This is a genomic window from Micromonospora inositola, from assembly GCF_900090285.1.
In the GTDB taxonomy this organism is placed as follows: domain Bacteria; phylum Actinomycetota; class Actinomycetes; order Mycobacteriales; family Micromonosporaceae; genus Micromonospora; species Micromonospora inositola.
Genome location: NZ_LT607754.1, coordinates 4,824,719 through 4,847,617, shown reverse-complemented (window position 1 = coordinate 4,847,617; position 22,899 = coordinate 4,824,719). Strand labels below are relative to the sequence as shown.

General features: G+C 70.0%; 11 protein-coding genes. 4 read left to right on the top strand and 7 right to left on the bottom strand.

Annotated elements, in window-relative coordinates:
* Positions 1 to 226: 226 nt before the first annotated feature.
* From GA0070613_RS23030 to GA0070613_RS23010, 5 genes are read right to left on the bottom strand one after another with little or no spacing between them, the layout of a single operon-like run.
* On the bottom strand, positions 227 to 4,873 hold the full coding sequence (locus tag GA0070613_RS23030) for a DEAD/DEAH box helicase (RefSeq protein ID WP_089014191.1): 4,647 nt from the start codon (positions 4,871 to 4,873) through the stop codon (positions 227 to 229).
* Between the two features lie 4 nt (positions 4,874 to 4,877).
* Positions 4,878 to 5,516 carry a hypothetical protein gene (locus tag GA0070613_RS23025; protein WP_089014190.1) on the bottom strand — a complete coding sequence of 213 codons (639 nt, stop codon included), beginning with the start codon at positions 5,514 to 5,516 and terminating at the stop codon, positions 4,878 to 4,880.
* 42 nt (positions 5,517 to 5,558) lie between these two features.
* Positions 5,559 to 7,340, bottom strand: a complete 1,782-nt coding sequence (gene drmB / locus GA0070613_RS23020) for a DUF1998 domain-containing protein (RefSeq protein ID WP_089014189.1) — start codon at positions 7,338 to 7,340, stop codon at positions 5,559 to 5,561.
* 2 nt (positions 7,341 to 7,342) lie between these two features.
* Complete coding sequence (locus GA0070613_RS23015; protein WP_089014188.1) at positions 7,343 to 10,525, bottom strand: helicase-related protein; 3,183 nt, start codon at positions 10,523 to 10,525, stop codon at positions 7,343 to 7,345.
* Positions 10,526 to 10,532: 7 nt separating this feature from the next.
* A complete protein-coding gene (locus GA0070613_RS23010) occupies positions 10,533 to 12,359 on the bottom strand; it encodes a UvrD-helicase domain-containing protein (protein WP_172875881.1) in 1,827 nt (608 codons plus the stop codon).
* Positions 12,360 to 13,128: 769 nt separating this feature from the next.
* Here GA0070613_RS23010 and GA0070613_RS23005 point away from each other — a divergent pair.
* A complete protein-coding gene (locus GA0070613_RS23005) occupies positions 13,129 to 16,287 on the top strand; it encodes a protein kinase domain-containing protein (protein WP_089014186.1) in 3,159 nt (1,052 codons plus the stop codon).
* The gene (locus GA0070613_RS23000; RefSeq protein ID WP_157746462.1) at positions 16,233 to 17,762 is read left to right on the top strand and encodes a serine/threonine-protein kinase; all 1,530 of its coding nucleotides are present in this window, start codon (positions 16,233 to 16,235) and stop codon (positions 17,760 to 17,762) included. Before GA0070613_RS23005 ends, GA0070613_RS23000 begins: the two co-directional genes overlap by 55 nt.
* A gap of 51 nt (positions 17,763 to 17,813) precedes the next feature.
* Here GA0070613_RS23000 and GA0070613_RS22995 read toward each other — a convergent pair whose 3' ends face one another.
* Together GA0070613_RS22995 and GA0070613_RS22990 are read right to left on the bottom strand one after the other, a co-directional pair.
* On the bottom strand, positions 17,814 to 19,613 hold the full coding sequence (locus GA0070613_RS22995) for an HsdM family class I SAM-dependent methyltransferase (protein WP_231929396.1): 1,800 nt from the start codon (positions 19,611 to 19,613) through the stop codon (positions 17,814 to 17,816).
* A 498-nt stretch (positions 19,614 to 20,111) separates the two neighbouring features.
* On the bottom strand, positions 20,112 to 20,549 hold the full coding sequence (locus GA0070613_RS22990; protein ID WP_197698959.1) for a very short patch repair endonuclease: 438 nt from the start codon (positions 20,547 to 20,549) through the stop codon (positions 20,112 to 20,114).
* An 80-nt stretch (positions 20,550 to 20,629) separates the two neighbouring features.
* On the opposite strand from GA0070613_RS22990, the gene GA0070613_RS22985 reads away from it, so the two are divergent.
* A complete protein-coding gene (locus tag GA0070613_RS22985) occupies positions 20,630 to 21,709 on the top strand; it encodes a DNA cytosine methyltransferase (RefSeq protein WP_231929394.1) in 1,080 nt (359 codons plus the stop codon).
* A gap of 73 nt (positions 21,710 to 21,782) precedes the next feature.
* A complete protein-coding gene (locus GA0070613_RS22980) occupies positions 21,783 to 22,874 on the top strand; it encodes a NaeI family type II restriction endonuclease (protein ID WP_089014182.1) in 1,092 nt (363 codons plus the stop codon).
* The last annotated feature ends 25 nt before the right edge of the window (positions 22,875 to 22,899 follow it).

The window sequence follows — 22,899 nt, the reverse complement described above, 5'->3', positions numbered from 1 at the left end:
GCCCGGCCGACCGGCCGAGCGCTTGTGCCCTACGCCCGCTCACCGTAGCACCGCTGTTAACATTGTCAACATCGGAAAACGGGTAGAGTTTTGTCAACGAAATCGGTCCGGTGATGGCCGCCACGACGATCGCGATCCTCCGTACATCATGGAGAAGCGCGCCACTCCCCCACGGCGTTACCGACGAGCGGTCTCCACCTCGGATCGATCGAGCGAAGACACCGCCTCACCCCGGAGAACGCCACAGATACTCGAAGTCGCGGAACGCGAGTTCCGCACCGAAGTGGGTGATGTTGTCGGCCACGTCCAGCACCAGGCACTCCTCCTTGCCGCGGTTCCTGGGACCGCGCAGACCTCGCCCGATCATCTGCTGATACACGTTCGGGCTGAAGGTGGGCCGGGCCACCACGATCGCCCTCGTCGCCGGTGCGTCGAAGCCCTGGGTCAGCACGCTGTAGTTCGTCAGCACCCTGATCTCCCCGTCACGGAAGCGACGGATCGTCTGCCGGCGCAGACCATGCTCGGTCGACCCGGTGACGGCCGCCGACCTCACCCCCCGCCGATTGAGCAGGGCGGCGAGGACGTGGGCGTGCTCGACGGAGGTCGCGAACACCAGGATCGGCCACTGCTGCGGCAGTGCCGTGATCTCCTTGACCAGCATCGCGGTGCGCTCCTGATCGGCCGCCAGACGGTTCTCCGCGCTGGTCGGCAGCCACGGATGAACCGCGGCTTCGGCGCGTTCGCTCTCCGACAGCTGGATGGTCGCCCCGTCCAGCTCACGATGACGTATGCGTGCCAGGACGCCCATCTCCTGCAGGCTCTCGTACGGCCGCGGCGCCAGCACCTCCCGCCCGTCGACGTCGAAGTCGAGCCGGTTGCGGTTGTAGCGGCGGGTCAGACGCTCGGTCTCCGGCGCATTGGTGCCGATGAACGGGGTCGCGGTCAGCCCGATCAACGGGCACCTCGTGCGATGCGGCGTGATACCCAGCGACGCCAGCACCGACGTGTAACGCGGGCTCAGGGACGTGTGCGCCTCGTCGATGATCACGCACTGGGCGTCCCGCAGCCACTCGTAGTCCGGCGAGTCGATGATCAACGCCAGTTTCGCGTCGGTGGCGACCACCAGATGGAAGCCGTCCGTGACCGGATCGGCCGTGTTGCCGGACCAGAGCCTGCTGATGGTCAGCCGCGCGGCGCCGCCGAGGCTGCGCCACGCGCTCTGCCAGCTGTGCACCGCCTGTTCGCACAGCTCCTCCGACTGCGCGATCCACAGGATCGGCCGCAAACGCGGCAACGCCTCGTCGCGCATGGACTCGATGAGAGCCTGGACCGCGGTGCGGGTCTTGCCGGCACCGGTGGGCAGACACAGCATGCCGCGCAGCGGCGGCCGCGACTCGGCGACCGAACGGACCCGCCGCACCATGATCTCCTGGTACTCGTGCAGCGGCGGGAACGCGGCCGGGCCGTCGACCACGACGCTGGCCTCCAAGGAAGGCTGCCGCTCCCCGGCGAACGTCACGGGGAAGCCCAGGTCGGTCACGAGTCGACGGGCCCGATGGCCGCCGGCCCACTGCTCCGGCACGTCGAGACCCAGACGGTCCAGGTCGCTGCGGTACTCCCGCAGCACCGTGGAACCGAACACATCCAGGGCGAGCTCGGCCACCGTGCGATCGTCGAGCGGCCCCTCGGCGGCGGCCACGGCCTCCAGGACCGGCTGCGGGATGCGGGTGCGCAGAACGTCGGCGCCGAGCAGGACGAGCAGCCGAGCAGCGTCGTCGGGCTGGTCACGGACGGCGACCAGACGCGCGTCCCGTCGCACCTGCTCGTTGTGGGCCAAGATCTGCTCGACCTGCTGATCGGTCAACTGCAGACCGAACCGCTCCCGAAGCCGACGCAGCAACGTCGCGTCGTCATAGGGTTCCAGGCTGTAGACGACGTCGTCGGACCTCAGCACCGACGCCGGCCGCGCCCGCCGCCCGTTCGGCCCGCTGACCAGCTCCTCCAACTCACTGCACGCGACGACCCGCACGCCGTGCAGGGGCCGGCCCGGGAGGAAACGCAGCCGCGGGAACAGGTCCTCCACCGGCACCGGCTCGCGCACGGGAACCGCCCTCACCTCGTTGCTGAGCACGTCGTCGAGGACTGACAGACCCCACGCGGCCCTCAACCCGTCGACCGCCTCCGGCGGTACCGGCAGCACCGGGACGTCGTGGTCGCGCAGCCGCCGCCGTTGCCCGGCGTCGGCGGCCATGGTGACCTCGCCGGGCGCGGCCCACCCCGGGTCGGCGCCGACCAGGCAACGGATCCGGGGCGGCGCGACGGGCAGATACGAGCAGGCCAGCCCGTAGAGTTCACCCACCTGCTCGACCTGAAGGTGCTCCTCGGCATGAGCGACCATCCGCCGCCACCGGGCCTCGCCGATCTCGTCGGTGTGTTGCGGCAGTCCCAGAGCCGTCGCCAGGTCGGCGCCGATGTCGGCCGCCGGCAGCACTCCCGTCGGGAGAGCCAGCCCGGGACCCACACTGTCGTCGACGGGCAGGAGACCCCACGCGGTCTGCAGATGTCCGTAGCGACGCGCCGCCCACACCAGCGGCGACGGCACGTCGAGCCGCCGGTCGACGCGGGTGGTCGCGGTGACGTGCCACGTCGTGACGACGCCGGCGGGTGGCACATGTCGGAGGAACCGCGCCGTCTCCGACGGGGTGAGGGTGGTCAGCAATCCGAGGGGGCCTGCAGGTGCGACGCCTGCGACCTTGATACCGCGCTCGACCGGCCTGCTCGCCGACGGCGGCAGTGACGCGTAGAAGGCCAAGATCATCTTTCGTCGGTACTCGTCGAGCCACCCGTCCCGGCCCGGATCGTCGGACTCCCTCGGCACGTCGCTCACATCCAGCAGCCCCAGCAGCGCCACATCCTCGCGGTGGAAGTCGACGTCGACGGCGACCGAGGAGCCGGCCAGCACCACGCGACCGGGCATCAGGCACTCACGCAGCCCCATGAACGCACCCGAGCCGACGCGGACCCGCACCCGTGCGGTGAACCCCTGCTCGTCGATCATCTCGGCGGCGACGGACGGGACGAGGCGTCGGGTCAGGGCCCAGAACGTCTCCCACGACTCGTCGTCGGCATCCGACAGGTCGCTCTGCAGCAGGGACAGCAGCCGCCCGGCGGCATCGGCCTCGTAGATCCCGAGATCGGTCAGAACCTCGTCGAGCTCCGGGTCCTCGTCGAGGCGCCGGTCGATGTAGGTGAGCCCGTCGGCTTCGGGCTCACCCGGTGTGCGGCGGAAGACCTGGTCCGACAGTGTCAGGACCCGGCCGTCGGCGACGAGCACGATCCGCGCGATGTGACCGTCGTCGAGCAGGGGATGCCTGCGGTCGCTCATCTGCGCGACGATGCGCAGCGCCGCCGCCGTCCCCGGCGGGGAGCCGGGCAGCGCCACGGCCTCCAACCAGTGCCGAAGCGTGGCCGGCCCTCTACCGGCTCCGGCCAGGATCTGTTCCGCCCGTGATCGCCGCACCGTCTCCTCGACGGAGTGATGACACCAGTCGTCGGGACGTCCGGGCACGCCGCGCCACCGCGAAAGCCACTCTGGATCGAGCCGGGCGGGATGCAGCCGGACCTCGGTGGGGGTGCGCAGACGACCGGTTTGATCCGGCAGGCTCGGACGCCGCGCGGCGAGCCGGTAGATCGCGGCGCTCAATTCCTTGTCGGCCCAGTTGCGGGCCTCACGGCCGCGGGCGGTGATGAACAGCAGGTGGCGGGCCGGGTCCTCGTCGGTGCTCAACTCCGGCAACGAGTCCACGATCAGCTCCGCCGCGGCGGTCATCAGCTCATCGTTGAACAGGTTGTCCTTGAGCAGGTTCTGCCTGTCCTCGTTGGTCTTCCACGGGGCGTTCAGGATGCCGCTGAGCGTCGTCTCATACGTCGTCGGGAAGAAGGCCCAGAACGCACCGGTCCCCTGGCCGCCGCCGGAGACCGGCACGGCCCAGGACAACGGGATCTCGTCACGGTCGTGGAACTCCCCGGCGTCGCGGCGCGCCTGCTCACTGGGGCGGTGGATCCGTTCGAAGACCTTCCACGTAACGGTGCGCTCCGCGCCGCCGGACTGCTCGACGACGACCCGGTCGGTGCCGTCTCCGCTGACGGTGACGGTCTTCCGCTGTGGCACGAGCCCGGTCCGGTCGTCGAGATCCAAGCGGCCGATGTGGGGGGAGAAGATCACGAAGTCACTGGGGAAGTCGCGCAGGTCCTGGGCGAGCCGGTCCAGGTGCCCCTCGAGCAGAGGCAGCCGGATCACCGTCGTCGCCCAGCACATGAGCTCGTCGAGCACCGGGTCGCCGGCGCGGGCCGCGTCCGCGTCCAGCACCCGCGCCACCCGCAGCACCGGCGTCGGCCCCGTCGTGCCCGTGTGGGTGCGGATCGTCGCCTCGGCGTGGCGCCGATCCCACCCGAACGATCCACTGCGGCTGAAGAAGTCCGGGCTGTCGCTGATCGACAGCACGGACTTGAAGCCGAGCCCGAAACGTCCGATCTCGGTCCCGCGCTTGCGGGACAGATGTGAGGCCAGGATGGTCTCCGCGCCGTCCTGCGTGATCGCCGTCCCCCGGTTCGCGCAGTACAACGCGTCGGGGGTCAGCACGACGTGGATCCCGCCGCCCGGTTCGCGTTGCAGCTCGTCGGCACCGTTCTGGATCAGCTCGTAGAGCTGACGCCGGCCGTAGCCGCCCTGGGTGATCGACCGCTCGATGTTGGCGTGTTCCTCGATCAGTCCGGGATGGGCCGCATAGGCCCGAAGGTACTGATCCGACAGCTCCGTCACCCGACGGGCGACGGCGCTGTCGGGTCCCTCCCAGAGCGGCTCCGGTGCCATGGTCTCAGTCCTCCAGGCGGGCGAGCCGGTAGAAGCCCGGGGGGATCTCCGGGTCGTCCTCGTGGCTGTGGATCAGCCAGCCCTCGTCGATCAACGTCTGCAGGTCGGTGCGCCACCCCGCCGACCTCGCCACGCGTTCCAGTCGGGCTGCGGCGACCGGCCAGGGCGCGACGTGGAAGAGGTATTCGATGAGGCGGTCCTTGGGGTTTCCACCCCTGATCTGCGCGATCAGCGCGTCGTCGTCGACGACCGACCGGTCCAGCTGGTCGGCTCTGAGCCGGTAGGAACGCCCCGGCCCGCTGCCGAGCGCCTCGATGTCCCAGCCGAGGTCACGCAGTTCGCGGATACGACGCGTCCACTCCTCGATCCCGGAGACACCCTCCAGCTCGCCCGCCGTGACCGCGTGGCCGACCCGTTGCCGCAGGTACGCCAGGACGGCCGTGCGCGCCCCGCCCAGCAGTTCCTGGCGAACGCCGCTCAAGGCGTCACGTTCGCCTGCGACCAGACGCCCGATGTCCGCGGAGGTCGTCAACCATCCGGTGGCCGTCTGCTCGGTTCGCTGGGCCCGGTGTACCAGGTCCAGCGCCTCCCTCAGCCGGCGTTCCAACACGTCCAGGTGATCGGCGACGTTCTTCCTCGACACCGCGGCCTTCCTCGACACAGCCTCCCCCTTCCTCTCACCGTGTCAGCGGACGCTGAAGAACCCGCCGTCGGGATGCGTCGGCCAGCCGATCAGCAGACCCCGGTCCAACAGTGTGTTGTTGTGCTCGCAGCTGGTCTCCGGCAGCAGGCTGCACACGTGACAGGCGGCGAGGTTGAGGCTGTCGGCCCCTCCGGTCTCCGACTCCATGCACAGCGGGTCCGCCGAGCACCATTGAGCCCGTCGCAGCGCCGAGCGCAGCGTGCGGGCCAGACGGTCCGGGTCCGCCTGGCGGACGATGCCGCCGAGGCTGCCGGCGGAGTCGCTGGTGGCGGTGTAGATGAGCAGACCGGCCGTCTCACCGTCGGTGTACAGCCGCTCGCGCATCGCCGACGCAGAGTATCCGGAGTCCAGACTCCACTCGTTGATCAGCAGGTGCGCCAAGGTGTGCAGCAGGATCGCCCGCGCCGTCAGCCGGGTCGGCGGGGCGGGACGACCAGCGGCCTCCGCCCGCCGGCGAAGCAGGGCGGCGTGGTTGGCGATGAGCAGCCCGGCACGGTCGACGACGGCCTCACGCTGCTCCCATTCCCGCAACAGCGGCTCGCTGATCCGCAGGAAGACGCCCTCCCCGATGACCTCCATCGCCGGCAGCCACTCCGGGTCGCCCACGGTCAACGCGGCGTGTCGGGTGGCCGCGTCCGCCGCGCTCGGCGGCTCCACTCTGGTGAACGACTGCAGCACGCGCACCTCCCGCAGCCGGGTCACCTTCATCACCTGACCGATCTGCGGCATCGGCGGATCACCCTCGACGGGGCGGCACTCGAAGTCGTCGTACTCCTCGTCACCACTGGTGCCGGTGCACAGCTGCTCGTACTCCTCGGCGCGCAGTTCGGCGTCCAGGTCGCCCGGCTCCGCGGTGGTCCCCTCCTCCTCGAAGCGCGCCCGCTTGCGCACGGCGTCGACGACCTGCGTGCCGGTGATGCCCCTCTTCAGGATGCCGACGGCCTCCGCCTGCTGGGCGATGACCTCATCGCTGGACGTGCGCCACATCGTGTAATAGCGGTCGATGGCCGTCTGCACCTTCTCCGACCACGGGGGGATCGCCAACGAGGAACGCACCATGCCGAACCACGCCGCCGAGGAACCGCGTTGCAGGGTCCGCGGCGGTCGGGCGCAGTCCACCTTGCCCGCGTCGCGCAGCCACGGACGCGCCCCCGAGCAGCGGATCCCCAGTCTGCGCAGCTCGCTGCGCCGGAACGCGCCCTCCATCGACGCCTTGCGGCCGCACCCGCACTCGATCTGGATGGACCGCAGGCTCGCCGTGCGTCCCGTGGTCACCATCTTGAGGTCCCGCATGCACGACACGGCACCGTCCGGAGATCCGCGGTGCACCCACTTGCGGTAGGGGAAGTCCTCCAGATGCCCGTCGTCGCAGGCCAGCACGAATCGGCTGGGGATGAGCGAGCCGCCGCAGGCGCACGTCGAGCCGCGGCCGCCGAAGCCCCCGTAGGGCTGCAGCAGCCGGCACTCGTGACAGGTGTAGAACTCCGGGAACCGCTTGAGGCCCGCACCGTAGTCTTCGCTCTCCGCCGGCGGCAGGTAGAGCTTGTCGACGCGCAAAGCACGCTGCAGCCGCGGCTCGCTAGTCTCCTCCCGATTGTTGATCCGCCAGCTGTCCAGGCCCAGCACGATGTAGGAGGCCTCGTCGATCGCGATCATCGATCCGACGCCGTACGTGGTGATCATCTGGGCGCGACGGGCCTTACCGATCGTCGGCTTTCTGGCCGGTGCGCTCCGCGTCGGCCGCTGCGGCCTGCGTACGGGCATGCTTATCGCCCCTCTCGTGGGAACAGGCTGGTCTCCACGTCGACGTCGCGGAGACTGTTCATCGTCTCGAAGGAAAGCGGCAGGTCGTCGTCCTCGAAGGTGCACAGCAGCGCCGAGTTCTCCGGGCGGGCTCTGGGGTCGTTCGGACTCCTGTTGACCCGGTACTTCAAGCCGCTGTTCCAGTCGACCATCCCGACCCAGCGTCGGATGATGTCGTCGAGGTGTTCGGCGGTCGCCTGCACCTCGTCGGGAGCGACCCGGCGCACCCGCTCCAGGATCCGGTCGGCCAGGTCCCTCAGATCGGCCTCGAACATGTCCAGGTTCCCGGCGGCGTCGTTGTCACGGGCGTCCGCGACCGTCATGCGCACGGCGCTGATCAGCGCCGCGTGCAGCGCCCGGTCCCGGGCACGGGCGGAGAACGGCGTGACGCTGGTCGACTCCACCTGCCGGTACAGCGCCGAGTGATACGAGCGGAAGTTCTCGTAGTGCGAACGGTCGCGCGAACGTGCGGCGTTGTAGAGCATCACCACGATCCCGGGGTGCTTGCGCCCCACCCGGCTGGTGGCCTGGATGTACTCGGCGGTCGTCTGCGGCTGACCGGTGACCGCCATGAGTCCGAGACGGTCCACGTCCACCCCGACCGAGATCATGTTCGTGGCCAGCATGACGTCCAGCGCATCGGGCTGCCCGTACGGCACGTCGAGCTGGCGCAGCAGGCGCGGGATCTCGCTTGCGTTGGCCCGGCTGGTCAACTCGCGGGTCTCCACCTCACGCGGCTCGCCCTCGCCCTCTCCGGCCAGGCGCTGCAACCGCAGCACCACGTCGTCGTTGACCTGCAGTTCCGCAGCCGCCAACAGGCGCAGACTGTTGAAGTAGCCGACCAGCGTCCAGTAGGCGTCCCGGACCTCGTCCTTGGCGTCGATCTGCGCGGCGTGATGCAGCAGGGCGGCGTACGCCCGTACCAGCAGCGTCGCCTGGCTGGTTCCCGGCGCGAACAGGCCGACGTAGCGACGCGTCGGCTTACGGTCCGCCGGCGCCTGCACCGCGAACCACGAGTCACGGGCGTCGAGCCCGGACGGCGGGAACTGGTGCACGTCCCGGTCGAAAAGCGCCTTGCCCTGTTCCCGGGCCCGCCGGATCGTCGCCGTCGACGCGACCACCTTGGGCCGGTCGCAGGCGATGTCGAGAGCGGACTCGTACAACCCGACCAGGGTTCCCAGCGGACCCGAGATCAGGTGCAGCTCGTCCTGGATGATCAGCTCCGGAGGCGGTGTGTCCGCCGGCGCGCCGACCCGGTTGAACAACGCCGCCGGCTCCGGCTTCCACGCCATCTGGGCGAACTTGTCCACCGTGGCGATGATCAGCGTCGGGCGGTACGCGTACACCGCCTCGTCGACCAGGTGCACCGGCAGACCGTCGCCGAACTCGCACTCGTCGTTACCGCACGCGACGACCATCCTGGTGATGCGGCGATCGACCCGGTAGTGGACCGCGTCGATCTCGATCCCGCACCAGGGGCAGCGCCGCAGCTGGACCGGGTTCTTCTCGCGCAGGGTCTCCTGGTTGCGCAGCTTGCGCAGCGCCGCCTCGGCGTCGTCGAGGTCGTTCGGGGTGGCGCTGGCGCCCACCCACATGCCGATCGACACCTCCTCGGCGCCCAGGTCCGGCTCGTCGTGTCTGATCCGGTCCATCGCGCAGATCAGCGTCGCGGCGCGCTCGAACTGCTGCAGGGTGAGCAGCCGCAGCGTGTAGCGCATCAGGACGGTCACCCCGGCGCCACCGTCGCCCCGGCGCAGGCGGCGCAGGAAGACGGTGAAGGCGACCAGCCCCAGATACGCCTCGGTCTTGCCGCCACCCGTGGGGAACCACAGCAGATCGGCGACCTGCCGGTCCTCGTGGTCGGGATCGGCGATCCCCTGTAGGCACAGCAGGATGAAGCCGAGTTGGAACGGATACCACCGCCCGGCCGTCAGGTCCAGGGCCGCGGTCCGGTCGCGCAGGTGCAGCGTGCGGGCGCGTTGCAGCGCCATGGCCCGGTTGGCCAGCTGGAAGGCTCGCAGCACCTGCGCGTCGCGGGCGAGCAGGTCGATGCCCGCCACCATCCGGTCGTGCGCCGTGGCGCACAGCCGCGCCTGCTCGGCGGCGACGCCGCCGTGGGGCGTGTCGGCCAACGCCGCGGCCCGGTCCTGCAGGTCCCGAACCCACTCCCCGTATCCGGACAGCAGCGTCCGCAGCCGGCCGACGACGTCGTCACGGTCGCCGGTGGCCAGCGCCCACATGCCGAGGCCGGAGGCGTCGATGCCGCTGTTGGACTCCGACAGCAGCACGTCGAACGACGGCACGAACGACGAGCGCACCTCGGCCACCCGCCGGGGCAGGCCGGCGCCGTCCGGCTCGACGGGATCGCTCCATTCGCCCGCGCAGCCGTGTCCGGTGGCGAACGACGGGGCGTGCCGGTAGAGCAGTTCGGCCAGCAGCGTCTCCTGGTCGTCGCCGACGACCGGCGCCGACTGTTGGATGATCGCCGGTACGGTGCCCTGCGAGGCCACCGCCAGCTCGCATTGGAAGAAGCAGTACGGGTCGCGCATCGCCCCGGCGGCGACGTGGACGTCGACGAGGGTGACGGTGACGGTCACGAAGCCTCGCTCGTCGGCGGGCCGCACCAGGGTGCGCACCTCGAGCCCGGGCGCCGCCTGCACCGTGTCGGCGCCGGTCCGGGTCGGGTCCAGCGGGATCGCCGGCACCGACACGCCGTGCCGGCGCCACCGCACGTCCGACTCCTCGGTGGAGCGCGCCGCCTCCGACTGCGCCTCGGCCGGGCGCCCCGCCTCGTCGATCGGCTCGTACACACCGGCGGCGACCCGCACCTCGAGGCCGCCGGCGCGGGGGTCCGCCACGAACGTCAGCCCCATCGAGGACGGGCTCTGCACGTTGGCCATCGACACGCCGGTGTCGGGTCGTTCGTCGGTGTCGAGCCGGGCGGAGGCCAGGTCCACGTCCGACTCGGCCACGTCCTCGATCCGCAGTTCGATGTCGCGCTGCGGGAACAGCACCCCGGTCAGGTAGCTGTTGACCGGTGGATCGGTCAGGATCTCCTCGTCGCCGTCTGCGGGCCCGAGCAGGTCCAGCACGAGTCGTCGGGTCAGTTCGTCACGGAACCCGTAGTGTTCGTCGAAACCGCTCACCGGCGATTCACCCTTCTGCCTTCTCGTAGTGGAAACGGCTCAGGCCGCTGATCCGCGGAGCCAGCCAGACCCCATGCTCGCCCAGACCCGCACGGGCGCCCGCCGCGGTACTGCCCGCGGCCACCTCGACCGCCTCGACACGGCAGTCGGTGATCGTCGCCGGCCAGCTCCGACGGTCCCCGGCCGTGCGGCCGCCCAGATGCCTGCCCATCGCCTCTCGGAACGCCCGCGACATGACGGCGATGAAGCGGCCCCGGTGTTCGGCGCCGTACAGCGGTACGGGGCAGTCGTCGACGTCGCGGGCGAGCACCGCCATCCGCACCTCGTCGCCCGGCCGGACCACGTCGGCCAGGTACCGCTGCAGGGCGGCGGGGTCGTCGCTGAAGCCGCGCACACCGGCCGGGAACTCGTGGTCGACGTCCTGCCCTTCGACGGCCATCCCCAGGAAGGGACGCCGACTCACGGTGCGGCCGTGCATAGCCAGCCCCCACCGCCCGGACTCTGCGGACTTCCTGCGGTACACCCGTCCCCGGGCGGGCAGCGCCTCGAGCCGGAACAGTTCCCTACGCGACCGGGTCATGGCCATGTACGTCAGCCGGGCCTGCTCCAGCGGGTCCTCGTCGTCGCGGGGGTCGCTGTCGAGCAGGAACACCCGGTCGAACTCCAGACCCTTCGCCCGGTGCAGCGAGGATACCGTCACCGCGACCGCCGGTGCGGGCAGCCGCAGGCGACCGATGCCGCGTGCGGCGATCAGGGCACGCAACCGGGCCAGATCGATGCGGTCACGACCGCGCCCGAGCGCCCGCAGGGCCTGCCAGGCCGACTCCGCGGTGTCGGCGTCCAGACCGCAGGCGGCGAGGAACTCGTCGTGGGTGACGCTGAGCGCGGACCCGCTACCGAACAGCTCCAGCAACCAGCGGGGGTTGAGGTCGTCGCCGGATCGGCGCTGCAGCTGGTGCGCGACACCGGCGGCGTGCAGGACCGCGGAGACCTCCAGTGCCTGACCGTTGTCGCGGCACAGCACCGCGCAGTCCCCGTCAAGATAGGAGAAACCGGTGACGATGTCCTGCAACGCCCCGGCCGTCTGCACGTCGAGCAGCTCGCGCCGCATGGACGAGGCGATCTGCCGGGGGTCCACGATCCCGGTCTGTGACCGCAGCGCCTCCCCGCACGCGAGCAGTCCCGCCGGGCGCGGGGTCACGGCCCGGAAGTCGCGGGTCAGCGACAGCTCGACCAGGTCGTCTCGGTAGCGGCCCCGCAGCCACGAGAAGACGTCACCGGTGTCGCGCCCGCCGCGGGACTGGAAGTCGTAGACGGCCTGGGCGGGATCACCGACGGCGGTGAAACCGGTGTCCAGGGCCTCGAGCAGCGCCTGCACGAGTCGTCGGCGGTCGCCCACCAGGTCCTGGACCTCGTCGAGCATCACGTGCCGCAGACCGTCGAGGAACTCCTCGGCGTCCCCGGCGAGGATCGCCTCGGTCGCCGTGCGGATCCGCTCGTCGAAGCCGAGCAGCTGCCACTCCCCTGCGTAGGTCTGAGTCAACAGCTCCAACGCCCAGGCGTCGAAGGTGCGGGGTTTGACGAAACGGCCTGCGCCGGTGGATCGGCTGGAGCGCCGCTCCAACTCCTGCACGGCGGCGCGGGAGAACGACAGCACCAACACCTCGTCGGCGTCGAGACCCAGCGCCGACAGCCGGTCCAGACGCTGGACCAGCGTGAACGTCTTGCCGGTGCCCGCGGGGGCGATCACCAGCGTGCGGGCGTCCCACGGCTGGTCAACGACCTGCCGCTGCTCTGTGGTCGCCTGATCCTCACCGGCTCGGCCCGCGCTCACCGGATGCCCCACGTCGTCTATGAGTCCGCCCACACCAGCTCCCCACCGTGCCTCGAGTGCCCCGCCCCGGGCGCGCGGTCTCGGCCGGCCCGGTCGGAGCTGCGTGCTTGTTCGCCCGACCACGCCGCGGTCAGACTGACCTCTCGTCCTTCGCACCGACACGCTCCGCTCGACCGGCAGGCGAGTGCGCCCCGTGTCGTTTCAGCGGCTCGACCGGGTGGGAGGACCGCCTTCCGTCGCGGCTGGCGCTCACTTTAAACCCGGCTGTGAACCAAGTCAACAGAAGAATTTCGGGCCGCGTGTGTAAACACCGCTAGTATGGCGGTGGCAGTCCACCGAGGAGGCGCACGATGCGGTCCAGGCCCCACTGGCCCGAACTGACAAGCGGGGGCCGGCGCATGCCTCACCGAGCATCTCGCAGCGGCGCCACTCCCGCCAGCCGTGAGGACCGGCCACCCCGCTGTAAGACCCCCAGAAGCCCGCGACCTGCACAGGAGGACCTCGATCTCGCGAGCGAGGCCGCCGTATCGTCTCACCGTGACAACCGTCCCGAGGGACCGGGGGATGCAACCACCTCGGGCATCCGGGGTCCGGAGGCCGGCGTGGCCGCTCGCCGCGCGGGGGGAGTGCGCCATGCCCCGCACACGACCTGTAGCGGGGCGGTGTCCTCGCCAACGACGGATACAGGAGACTGCTCGGCGGGAACCTCACCGAGCGGCGAACCGCAGACGCTCGATGAGCGGTCGGTCGACGGGGGGCGAGGAACCGAGTGCGAGCACTGACGAGCCGGGACCCGCGCTGGATCGGCCGTAACCGGCGATACGAGATCCTCGCCGAGTTGGGCGCGGGCGGCATGGGGAAGGTCTACCTCGGTCGATCACGCACCGCGGAGCTGGTCGCCGTCAAGGTCATCCAGTCCCACCTGCTCGACGACGACACCGTCCTGCGCCGCTTCCGCGCCGAGATCGCGCACCTGCGCCGCGCCCAGGGTCTACGGGTCGCGCACTACCGCGGTTGCGAACTGAACCGGGACAACCCGTGGCTGGCGGTGGAGTACGTGCCCGGCTCGACACTGCGTCGGTACGTCGCGGACAACGGCGTGCTCGACGGCGCGGCCACCGCCGCCCTCGGCGCGATGCTCGCCGAGGGTCTGGAGACCATCCACGGCGCCGGACTGCTGCACCGGGACCTCAAACCCAGCAATGTCATGCTGGGTCCCGACTCACCCCGAATCATCGACCTCGGCCTGGCGGTCCTGCGTGAGCGCGACGACCGTCTGACGCAGCTCGGTCACGCGGTCGGCACCGTCGCCTACATGCCCCCTGAACAGGCGGTCGGCGAGACCGAGCTGACCGAGGCGGTCGACGTCTACGCCCTCGGCGCCACGCTGCTGTACGCGAGCACCCGGCGCCACCCCTACCCGCAGGCCACCCCCCTCGTGCTCACCGGCTGGATCACCGACCCCGCCCACAGCCCCGACCTGACCGGGGTGCCCCGCGACCTCGACCCCCTGCTGACCGCCATGCTGGCGCACCATCCCGGCGCCCGCCCCGGCGTCGCCGACCTCATCGCCGAGTTCTCCCGCATCGTCGAGGCCCACCCCGGCGGGTTCGCCGCCGTACGTCGCCGACTGCAGGACCATACGCCCGCCGAACCGCTTCCCGAGTCGCTTCGGTCCGTCGCCGTCACCGACGAGACCGACCCGTGGCCGGAGGGACCCACCGAACTCGTCATCACCGGCACGTCCGTGCGAGCACCTCGCACGACCGTGCACCACGGTCCGCCCACGCCGTCGAAGGAGCAGCCCATGACCACAGGGGGACGACTGCGCGTGCTGCAGAGCGCAGAGAAGGAGATCCTCAAACTCTCCCGGGCCGACGTCGGCGCCGTCTACGAGTTCCAGCACAAGTTCCGTTCCAACCCCGAGAACCCCGGACTGCGGCTCAAACAGCTCAAGGGCGGCGACCGGTTGTGGTCGGCCCGGGTCAACGCCGACCTGCGCGCGATCCTGCTGCACATCGCCGACCGCGAGTATCTGCTGGTCGACGTCAAACACCGCGGCGAGGTCTACGAGGAGCTGGACCGTTACGCCTACCGGGTCAACCGGGTCACCGGCGCCCTCGAGGTGGTCGACCTCGAACCCGTTCCCGACACCGTGCTCGTCGACGTCCTGCCGCCCGAGGCGCCCCCACTGTTCGACGACCACGCCGACACCGTGCTGCTGGACCTCGGCGTCGCCGAACCACTGCTGCCACGGATCCGCTCCCTGCGCACCGAGGACGAACTGTTGGAGCTCGTCGAGGGCGCACCGCAACTGACCGCGGACGTGCTGCTCTCGCTCTACGACGGCATGCACGTCGAGGACGTGCGACGGCTGATCACCGAACCCGTGCGCGTCACCGAGCAGGTCGACCCCGACGACCTCGCCGCCGCGCTGGTGCGCCCCGCCACCCAGGTGACCTCCGACGACAAGGCATTGCAGGCCGTCCTGTCGGAGTCGTTCGAGTCGTGGCAGGTGTTCCTGCACCCGACCCAGCGCAGGCTCGTCGACCGGGCGACCAGCGGACCGACCCGCGTCAGTGGCGGGCCCGGCACCGGCAAGACGATCGTGGCCCTGCACCGGGTCGCACACCTGGCCGCCGGGCTCAAGCCGGGCGACGGTCGGATCCTGCTGACCACCTTCAGCCGAAACCTCGCCGTCGATCTCCGCAGCCGCCTCGAATCCCTGGCCGGCGTCGAGGCGCTGCAGCACGTCGACGTGATCAACATCGACCGGCTCGCGAGGAGGATCGCGACCCAGTCGCCGGACGACGCCGGCCGCACCCTCGTCGACGACCATCGCATCACCGACTACTGGCGGGCTTTCCTCGGCCGGGAGGATTCCGACTGGACGCCGGAGTTCCTGTCCGCCGAGTGGACCCAGGTCGTGCTCGGGCAGATGCTCGACAGTGGCGATGAGTACGCCACCGCACGCCGGCCGGGACGCGGACGCCCGCTGAGCCGGCCGGACCGGGCCAGGATCTGGGAGCTGTGCCGACGCTTCGAGGAGTGGACCGCCGAACAAGGCGTCTGGACGCATGCGCAGATCGCCGTCCACGCCGCCCGCGCCGAGCAGGCACGCACGCGACGGCCCGGCACGGCCGCCCGCTACCGCCATATCGTCGTCGACGAGGCCCAGGACCTCAGCACGGCGCACTGGCGTCTGCTGCGGTGCATGGCACCGGCCGGACCCGACGACTTGTTCGTCGTCGGCGACACCCACCAACGCATCTACGACAACCGGGTCAGTCTGTCCCGGTTGGGCATCGACATCCGCGGCCGCTCACACCGGCTCACCCTCAACTACCGCACGACCCGCCAGATCCTCGCCACCGCTCTGGAGCTGATGAGCGGCGAACGGTACGACGACATGAACGGCGCGACCGACACACTCGACGGCTACCGCTCCCTGCTCAGCGGCGGACACCCGGCTCTGCGCCGAGCCGCCGACTGGCCGCAGGAGATGGACCTGATTCGGCGGCAGCTCAAGGCCTGGGGCGACGAGTCCGACGGCTCCGTCGCCATCTGCGTACCCACCCACGATCTGGCCGCCGATCTGGCGGCCCGCCTGAGCGCCGACGGCGTCGACGTCGTCGAGGTCGGCTCGGACGGTCCCGTTCGAACCGGCGGAGTGCACCTGGGCACCATGCACCGGTTCAAAGGTCTGGAGTATCGCCGGATGATCATCGCCGGGGTCCGTGAAGGGCTGGTCCCGCACCAGCGCATCAACGGCTTCCGGGAGTCGGACCCCACCCGCTACCAGCGGGAACGGCAGCGCTACCGCTCCCTGCTGTTCGTGGCCGCGACCCGCGCCCGGGACGACCTGGTGATCTCGTGGCACGCCACGCCGAGCCCGTTCCTGACCCACCGTCAGGTCACCGGCGCATGAGCGTCACGACATCCGGTGCAGCGAGGACAACGTCGACGAGCCCGCAGACGATCGGGCAGCGCTACGAGTTGTCGGGCCCCCCTCTGCGGGGCGGCATGGGCGACCTCTACCGGGCCTACGACCTGTCCCTCGACCGCGAGGTCGCGGTCAAACTGATGCGTGCAGACCTGGCCGACGACGACCAGCGCACCGAACTCGTGCGCCGCTTCCGCCGCGAGGCGAGGCTGCTGGCCAGGATGCGGCACCCCGGAACGCCTGCGGTGTTCGACACCGGAGAGGACGACGGCCGACCGTTCCTCGTGATGGAGTACGTGGAGGGTGCGACGCTACGCAATCTGATCGACGAGGTGCAGCCGGTCCCCCGAGACTGGACGGTATACGTCATCGCGCAGATCTGTGCCGTGCTGGCCCGCGCGCACGAGTTGTCGCTCGTACACCGCGACCTGAAGCCGGACAACGTGCTGCTGTGCGCCGACGGCACCGTGAAGGTCGTGGACTTCGGGTTGGCCATCGTCACCGACAGCAGCTCGACCCACCTGACCCCACCCGGAGTGGTGACCGGCGACTGGCGCTATCGGGCACCCGAGTGTGACCTGGGCATCGCGTCGTCCCGCACCGACCTCTACGCCGTCGGACGCATCCTCGAGGAGCTGCTCGAGCAGACACCCGCCGACGACGACCTGTGGGAGCTGGCCGCCTTGCTCACCCACAACCGCCCTCAAGACCGACCCAAGGACGCCACCGACGTCCTCGCGCCCCTGACACCCCTGCTGCGCCGTCCGTCACCACTGCCCGGCTTCGTGACGGCCACGACACCCGAGGGATACGTCGAGACCACAACCGGCCTGACCGGCGGGGCCTCCCGCCGCGGTCAGACCGGACACCCCGAGTGGACCCCGGCGGCGTTGCGACGGATACGCGCCTCCGCCGCCGAGCACGCCGAGCAGGGCCGACCCGGCCGAGCGGTCGATCTGCTGCGCACCGTCCTCGACGACCCCCACGCACCCGAAGACGCCCTCATGGACGTCCGCCGTGATCTCGCGAACCTGCTCGTCGAGGCCGGTGAGACCGGCGACGCCCTACGCGCCTGCAACGACGCGCTCACCGTCATGACCCGCCGGCTGCCTGAGGACCACCCCGCGGTCGTCTCCCTACGTCTGACGCTGGCCCGCCTGCACGCCCGCGCCGGTGACGTCACGACGGCCGCCGACCTGTACGCCACCGTCGCAGAAGATCTCGGCGGGCAGGCGTCGACGCGTTCCGAACGGGCGACCGCCACACGCGAGCTGGCGATCATGCAGGCGGGCGCGGGCGACAGGGCTGGGGCCGAAGCGATCCTGACGGGGCTGCTCGCGGACCTGCGCGATGCGGCACACGTCGACGACGAACAGGTCATAGCCACCGTCGACGCGTTGATGCTCGTGCGTGCACCCGTACGCCGCTACGTGCCACCCGCGCGTGGCGCACGCGGCTGACCCGTCCTCGCAACGGAGACGCCGCGAGGACGAGGTTCGGTGGCACACCTCTCAGGTCGGCTGCAACCTGCCCGAGGCCAGACCGTCCGCCGTGAGCCGCGTGATGTCGGCGCCCAGCGCCGCGGCCTCACGGATCGTCTCGGTCAACTCGTTCAGACGGCGGAAGACCTCGCCCTGTCGCCGCTGCTCGCCGATCGCCGCCCTCGGCAGCTGTATCCGGCGCACATCGAAACGCGACGTGCCCAAAAGGCTTCCGGCCAGTCTCTGGTTAACCGTCGTGAGCAGGTGGCCGGCGAGGAACCAGGAGTCGAGGGCCTGCGGGTCCGGACGTAGCAGCCAGAGGTGTCTGCCGAGCAGCGGACCCGACTCGGTGTTGACCCGGGCGGCGAGTCGTCGTTCGCTGACGGACACCACCACGTCCCCCGGCTGCAGGGCGATCCGCGGGGTGAGTCGATCGTCGGCCGTTCCCGAGGCGGGCCGGCCGACCATCAGGTCCTGCACGGTGAGGGTCAGTCCCTCAGCCTGCTGCCCCTCACCACCACGGACGGGTCCGAGGATCTGTAGCGATCTGCTGCGGAGCAGGTCGCCGACGGTGAACGGGGAGACACCGGCCTCGGCCGGGCCGTCCACCAGGTCGGACAGCAGGCCGGGCATCCGTGCGGCGGAATCCGTCAGACGCCGGTTGGCATCGGCCAGTCGCGATCCGATGTCGGCGAGGTCGGCATCGTCGAGGTGGCGACGCCCGGGTGACAGGTCGACCTCCTCGTCGAGCAGGTCGAGCACGGGGACCGTGTGCGCTTCGACGGATTCCGAACGGTCTTCGGAGCTAAGGAACGCCGTGACGATGTCAGCGATGCTCCGATAGGCCGCGTCGAGATCGCAGTCGGTGGTGTCCAGCAGCAACACCTCCGCTGCCCCCCTGTTCGCCTTCTGCAGGATCCACAGGTGCAAGGGCACCGCGTGCGGTGGTGCGGCGCCGGGCGGCAGTGCGATCACCGCGCGCAGGGCACCTCGGCGCAACATGTTGGCGCGGATACGGCGCCCCGCACGTCTCGTCGCCACTGACGGCGGCATGAGCAGCACGGCGCGCCCGCCCGGTCTCAGGTGGGCGATCGCGTGCTGTGCCCAGGCCAGTTCCGGTTCGGTGCGCGGCGGCGGCCCGAACTCCCACGGTGCGTTGCCCAGCTCCTCGTGTCCCCAGTTGGTCTGGCCGAACGGCAGGTTCGACAGGACGGCGTCCGCGGCGAGGTCGGGGAAGGCGTCTGCGCGTAAGGAGTCACCGGTGCAGATCTCGCCGGTCCTGCCGTTGAGGGCGAGCCACAGGTCGGCGAGGCGGGTCAGGGTCGGTTCGTCGTCCTGCCCGTACAGGTGTGCGGCACCGGCCCGGGCGGCGGCACGCAGCATGCCACCGGCACCACAGGCCGGATCGAAGACGGCCCCTCCGGCGACACCCGCCACCGTGGCCATCAGGTCGGCCAGATCGTCGGGGGTGACCACGGAACGTTGCGCGGGTAGGGCGGCGTAGCGACCCCACAACTCGTCGAACGTCGCCACCGGCCCATGAACCTTCGCGAGGTCGTCGAGTCCCGGCCGCGGGAAACCGCGCGGCAGAGCTCGTCGGCCGAGTAGGTGCTCACCGGCTGCGGCGAGCGCCTCGGCGGGGTCGCCGGCTGCCGCCAGCAGATTGCGCCAGAGCCGGTCCTCGTCCGCGACCGCGGGCGCCTTGCCCTGACCAGCGAGCCACTGCTCGACCTCTTCGAGGTCGAACTGAGGGGACGCAGCAGTCCCACCCACCGGTACGGGGAAGTCGTCGTACCGCTTGCGCCAGTTGCTGACCGCCGCCCGCCCCACGCCGGCGAGGCGGGCGATGTCAGCCGCGGTGACCCTCGCTCTCTGATGCACGACAGCAGTGTACAGGGCCGTCAAGCTACTCGCCTGTTTACACAGGTTTCGCAGCTTGACCCCATTTTCAACGTCGTATCGCTTGCCGTGGCGTGAACATGCTCATGGCGTCAGGAGCGCCCCCAGACCCGCATCGCCGGGATGGCGGGGTCCTGTGTCCTCGTCAACGGATACGCACGCCCATCGATGCTACCCGTTACCGGAAGCGGGTCACCGGCGCCGGCGACGGGAGCATGCCGCGCTGCTCCGAGTCCCCTATCAGTGGCTCCATGTCTCCCTCCAGATCTCAGATCGGATACCGATCCTCGCCTCCGCAGGGTCCGATCTCCGGCTTGACCTCCTGAGCCCTGAGAGGGTGAATGTCGTGACGGCAGCGTGGTGCCGCGGAAAGTCGCCGGGACCGGTGGCGGCTCAGAAGGCCACGCCGCCCTAGGAGTGAAATCGATGTCAACGGTGCGAAGAGGTGCCGCGCATCGCGGTGATCGTCTCGGCGATCCGGGCCGCGGCCTCGGCGACCGGTTCGTGCTCCCAGATCCGGATGACGGTCCAGCCCTGGGCGGCCAGCCGCTCGTTCGTGTCGGCGTCGCGGCGGCGATTCGTGGCGACCTTCTCCGCCCAGAACGGCGCGTTGGTCTTGGCGACCGTGTGATGTTCGGGGCATCCATGCCAGAAGCAGCCGTCGAGGAACACCGCCAGCTTGAGCTTCGGGAACAGCAGGTCAGCGGTGCGTCGCACCGCCTTGATCGGCCGGCGGTTGACGTAGTAGCGCAGACCCAGTGCGTGGACGGCACGCCGCAACGCCAGCTCAGGCTTGGTGTCGCGACCGGTATTGGCCTGCATCGACTTGCGGACGCCGATCGAGGACGCCCAGGAACTTTCGGACATGCGTTCTACCTCACCCGCGCGGCTGGCGTGTCGCAGACGGGAGGGGAACTATCATGTCGCACGTGAGTGATCGCTTGAGCATGATCGACCTCTTCGCCGGATGCGGCGGCATGACCGTCGGCTTCCATAATGAGGGCTTCCGTCCGATTCTCTCGGTCGAGTGGGATCGTGCCGCGGCCTCCACCTACGCCGCGAACTTCGGCGAGGAGCACACCCGGTGGGAGGACATCGAGAAGATCAAGGATGACGATATCCCCGACGCGGACGTCATCATCGGTGGGCCGCCATGTCAGGGCTTCTCCAACCTCGGCACCAAGTCGGTCGAGGACCCACGCAACAAACTGTGGAAGCAGTACCTACGCTTCGTCGTCAAGGCGAACCCGCAGGTCTTCGTGATCGAGAACGTCGAACGGTTCTCGCGCACCAACGAGTTCGAGTTGTTGATGGAGGAGGCCGACCACGGCATCCTCAAAGGCTACAAACTCACCCCCGGCGTCCTGCTGGCGGCCGACTACGGCGTCTCGCAACGCCGACCGCGCACCATCGTCATCGGGTCCCGGATCGGCAGGATCCCGCTCCCCGACCCGACGCACGCGAAGGTTCCCTCCGGGGACCTGAAGCCGTGGAGGACGGTACGCGACGCGATCGGATGGGTCGACGAACACCCGACGACCACCGAACTTCCGCAGAAGGACAGCTTGTTCTTCGGACACAGCATTCGCGGCGACTTCTCGGGATACGACATCCACTTCGGGCGACAGCCGACCCCGATGTCGCTCGCGCGCTACGACCACATCCCTCCCGGTGGCGGCCGGTTCAACCTGCCGGATCACCTGCTGTCGCGATGCTGGCGGGAGAAGAAGACCGGCACGACCGACGTCATGGGCCGTATGCGCTGGGACGCGCCGTCGTTGACGATCCGCACCGAGTTCTTCAAGCCGGAGAAGGGCCAGTACCTGCACCCGCAATGGGAACCGGACCGCCCGGAGCGGCGCGTGAACCGGGTCATCACTCACTACGAGGCGTCGCTGCTGCAGGACTTCCCGAAGGACTACAAGTGGTGCGGATCCAAGACGGAGATCGCCAAGCAGATCGGCAACGCCGTTCCCTCCGGTCTGGCCGCGGCCATCGCGAAACACCTCAAGAAGTATCTGAACTGACCCGCCGCTCCGGCAGCGGCATCCGGCACCGAGGTGATTGACCGGCGGTTCGCCGCTCTGACACCCTGCCCACGTGTCGAGCGTCCAGGGTGAGCTGTTCGAAGACGATGCGGTCTGGGCCGCACTTCCGCGCACGCTGCGCGTCCACCGCAGCAGGGTCCTGCCGGTCCGCCCGTCGACCGTCGGCAGGCCGCGGATGCTGACCGGGCCGTCGGCGTTCCGCACCGACGCCCGACCGCCGTCGCCAGCCGAGGATCCCGAGATCCAGGCGGTCCACGCGGCGATTCGCTCGGCCGATCCCGACGGCGTTCGGACGGGATACGCCATCCGGGAAGCGCTCGACCAGATCTACGACGGCCAGCGCACCGGGCGGTGGGACTACACCCAGCTGCTGAAGACGGAGAAGACGCACGTCGGCACTCTCGTCGAGATCTGGCTGCAGCGAGAGTTCGGGTTCGACGACGGCCAGGACCTCGACTACCGGATCGCCGGCGTCGACGTGGACTGCAAGTGGTCACTGAATCTGTACGACTGGGAGATCCCTCAGGAGATGTACAGCCGGGGCGACAAGATCGCCCTCCTGGTCTGGGCGAACGAGTACACCGCCCGCTGGGCGTCGGGCCTCGTCCGCATCAGCGAGGACGTGCTCCGACCGCTCGGCAGACAACGCGACGGCAAGCGCCGGCTGAACGATCGAGGCCGAGACCGCATCCTCTGGATCCATCCAGGCGCGGACCTGGTCAAGAACACCCTTCTACACATCAGCGACCCGAGAAAACTCGAGCTCATCGCCTACGCCACACACGGGCAGACGGCGGTCACGAACCTATTCCAGGAGCTGACCGGCGAGCTGATCAACCGAGCGACCGTACTCACCGCCGCTCAGCAGGTCGACAGCGCCAAGCGAGTACGGGACGCCCGCCGCAAACTCCAACCCGAAGGCATCGTGATCTTCGGCCACTACCAGCCGCATCCGCGGATGGCCGCGGAACTCCACCTCCCGGCGCCCACGTTGGGCAGGTTCGTCAGCATCCGACTGCACCCGTGGAAGCCCGGCGACGAGGAGCCGCACACCGAGATCGAGGGATCGCTGTGGCGGCGCGCGCGGCAGCGGGACCCGGTGGTGCCGGCTCCGACGCTGCCCAGCCAGGGCAGTGACGGATGAGCGCCGCAGGCCGCGTATCGGCCTC

Coding starts and splice junctions, on each gene's coding strand:
- GA0070613_RS23030 (WP_089014191.1), bottom strand. CDS start 4,873: ATGGCACCGGAGCCGCTCTGGGAGGGACCCGACAGCGCCGTCGCCCGT.
- drmB (WP_089014189.1), bottom strand. CDS start 7,340: ATGCCCGTACGCAGGCCGCAGCGGCCGACGCGGAGCGCACCGGCCAGA.
- GA0070613_RS22990 (WP_197698959.1), bottom strand. CDS start 20,549: ATGTCCGAAAGTTCCTGGGCGTCCTCGATCGGCGTCCGCAAGTCGATG.
- GA0070613_RS22985 (WP_231929394.1), top strand. CDS start 20,630: ATGATCGACCTCTTCGCCGGATGCGGCGGCATGACCGTCGGCTTCCAT.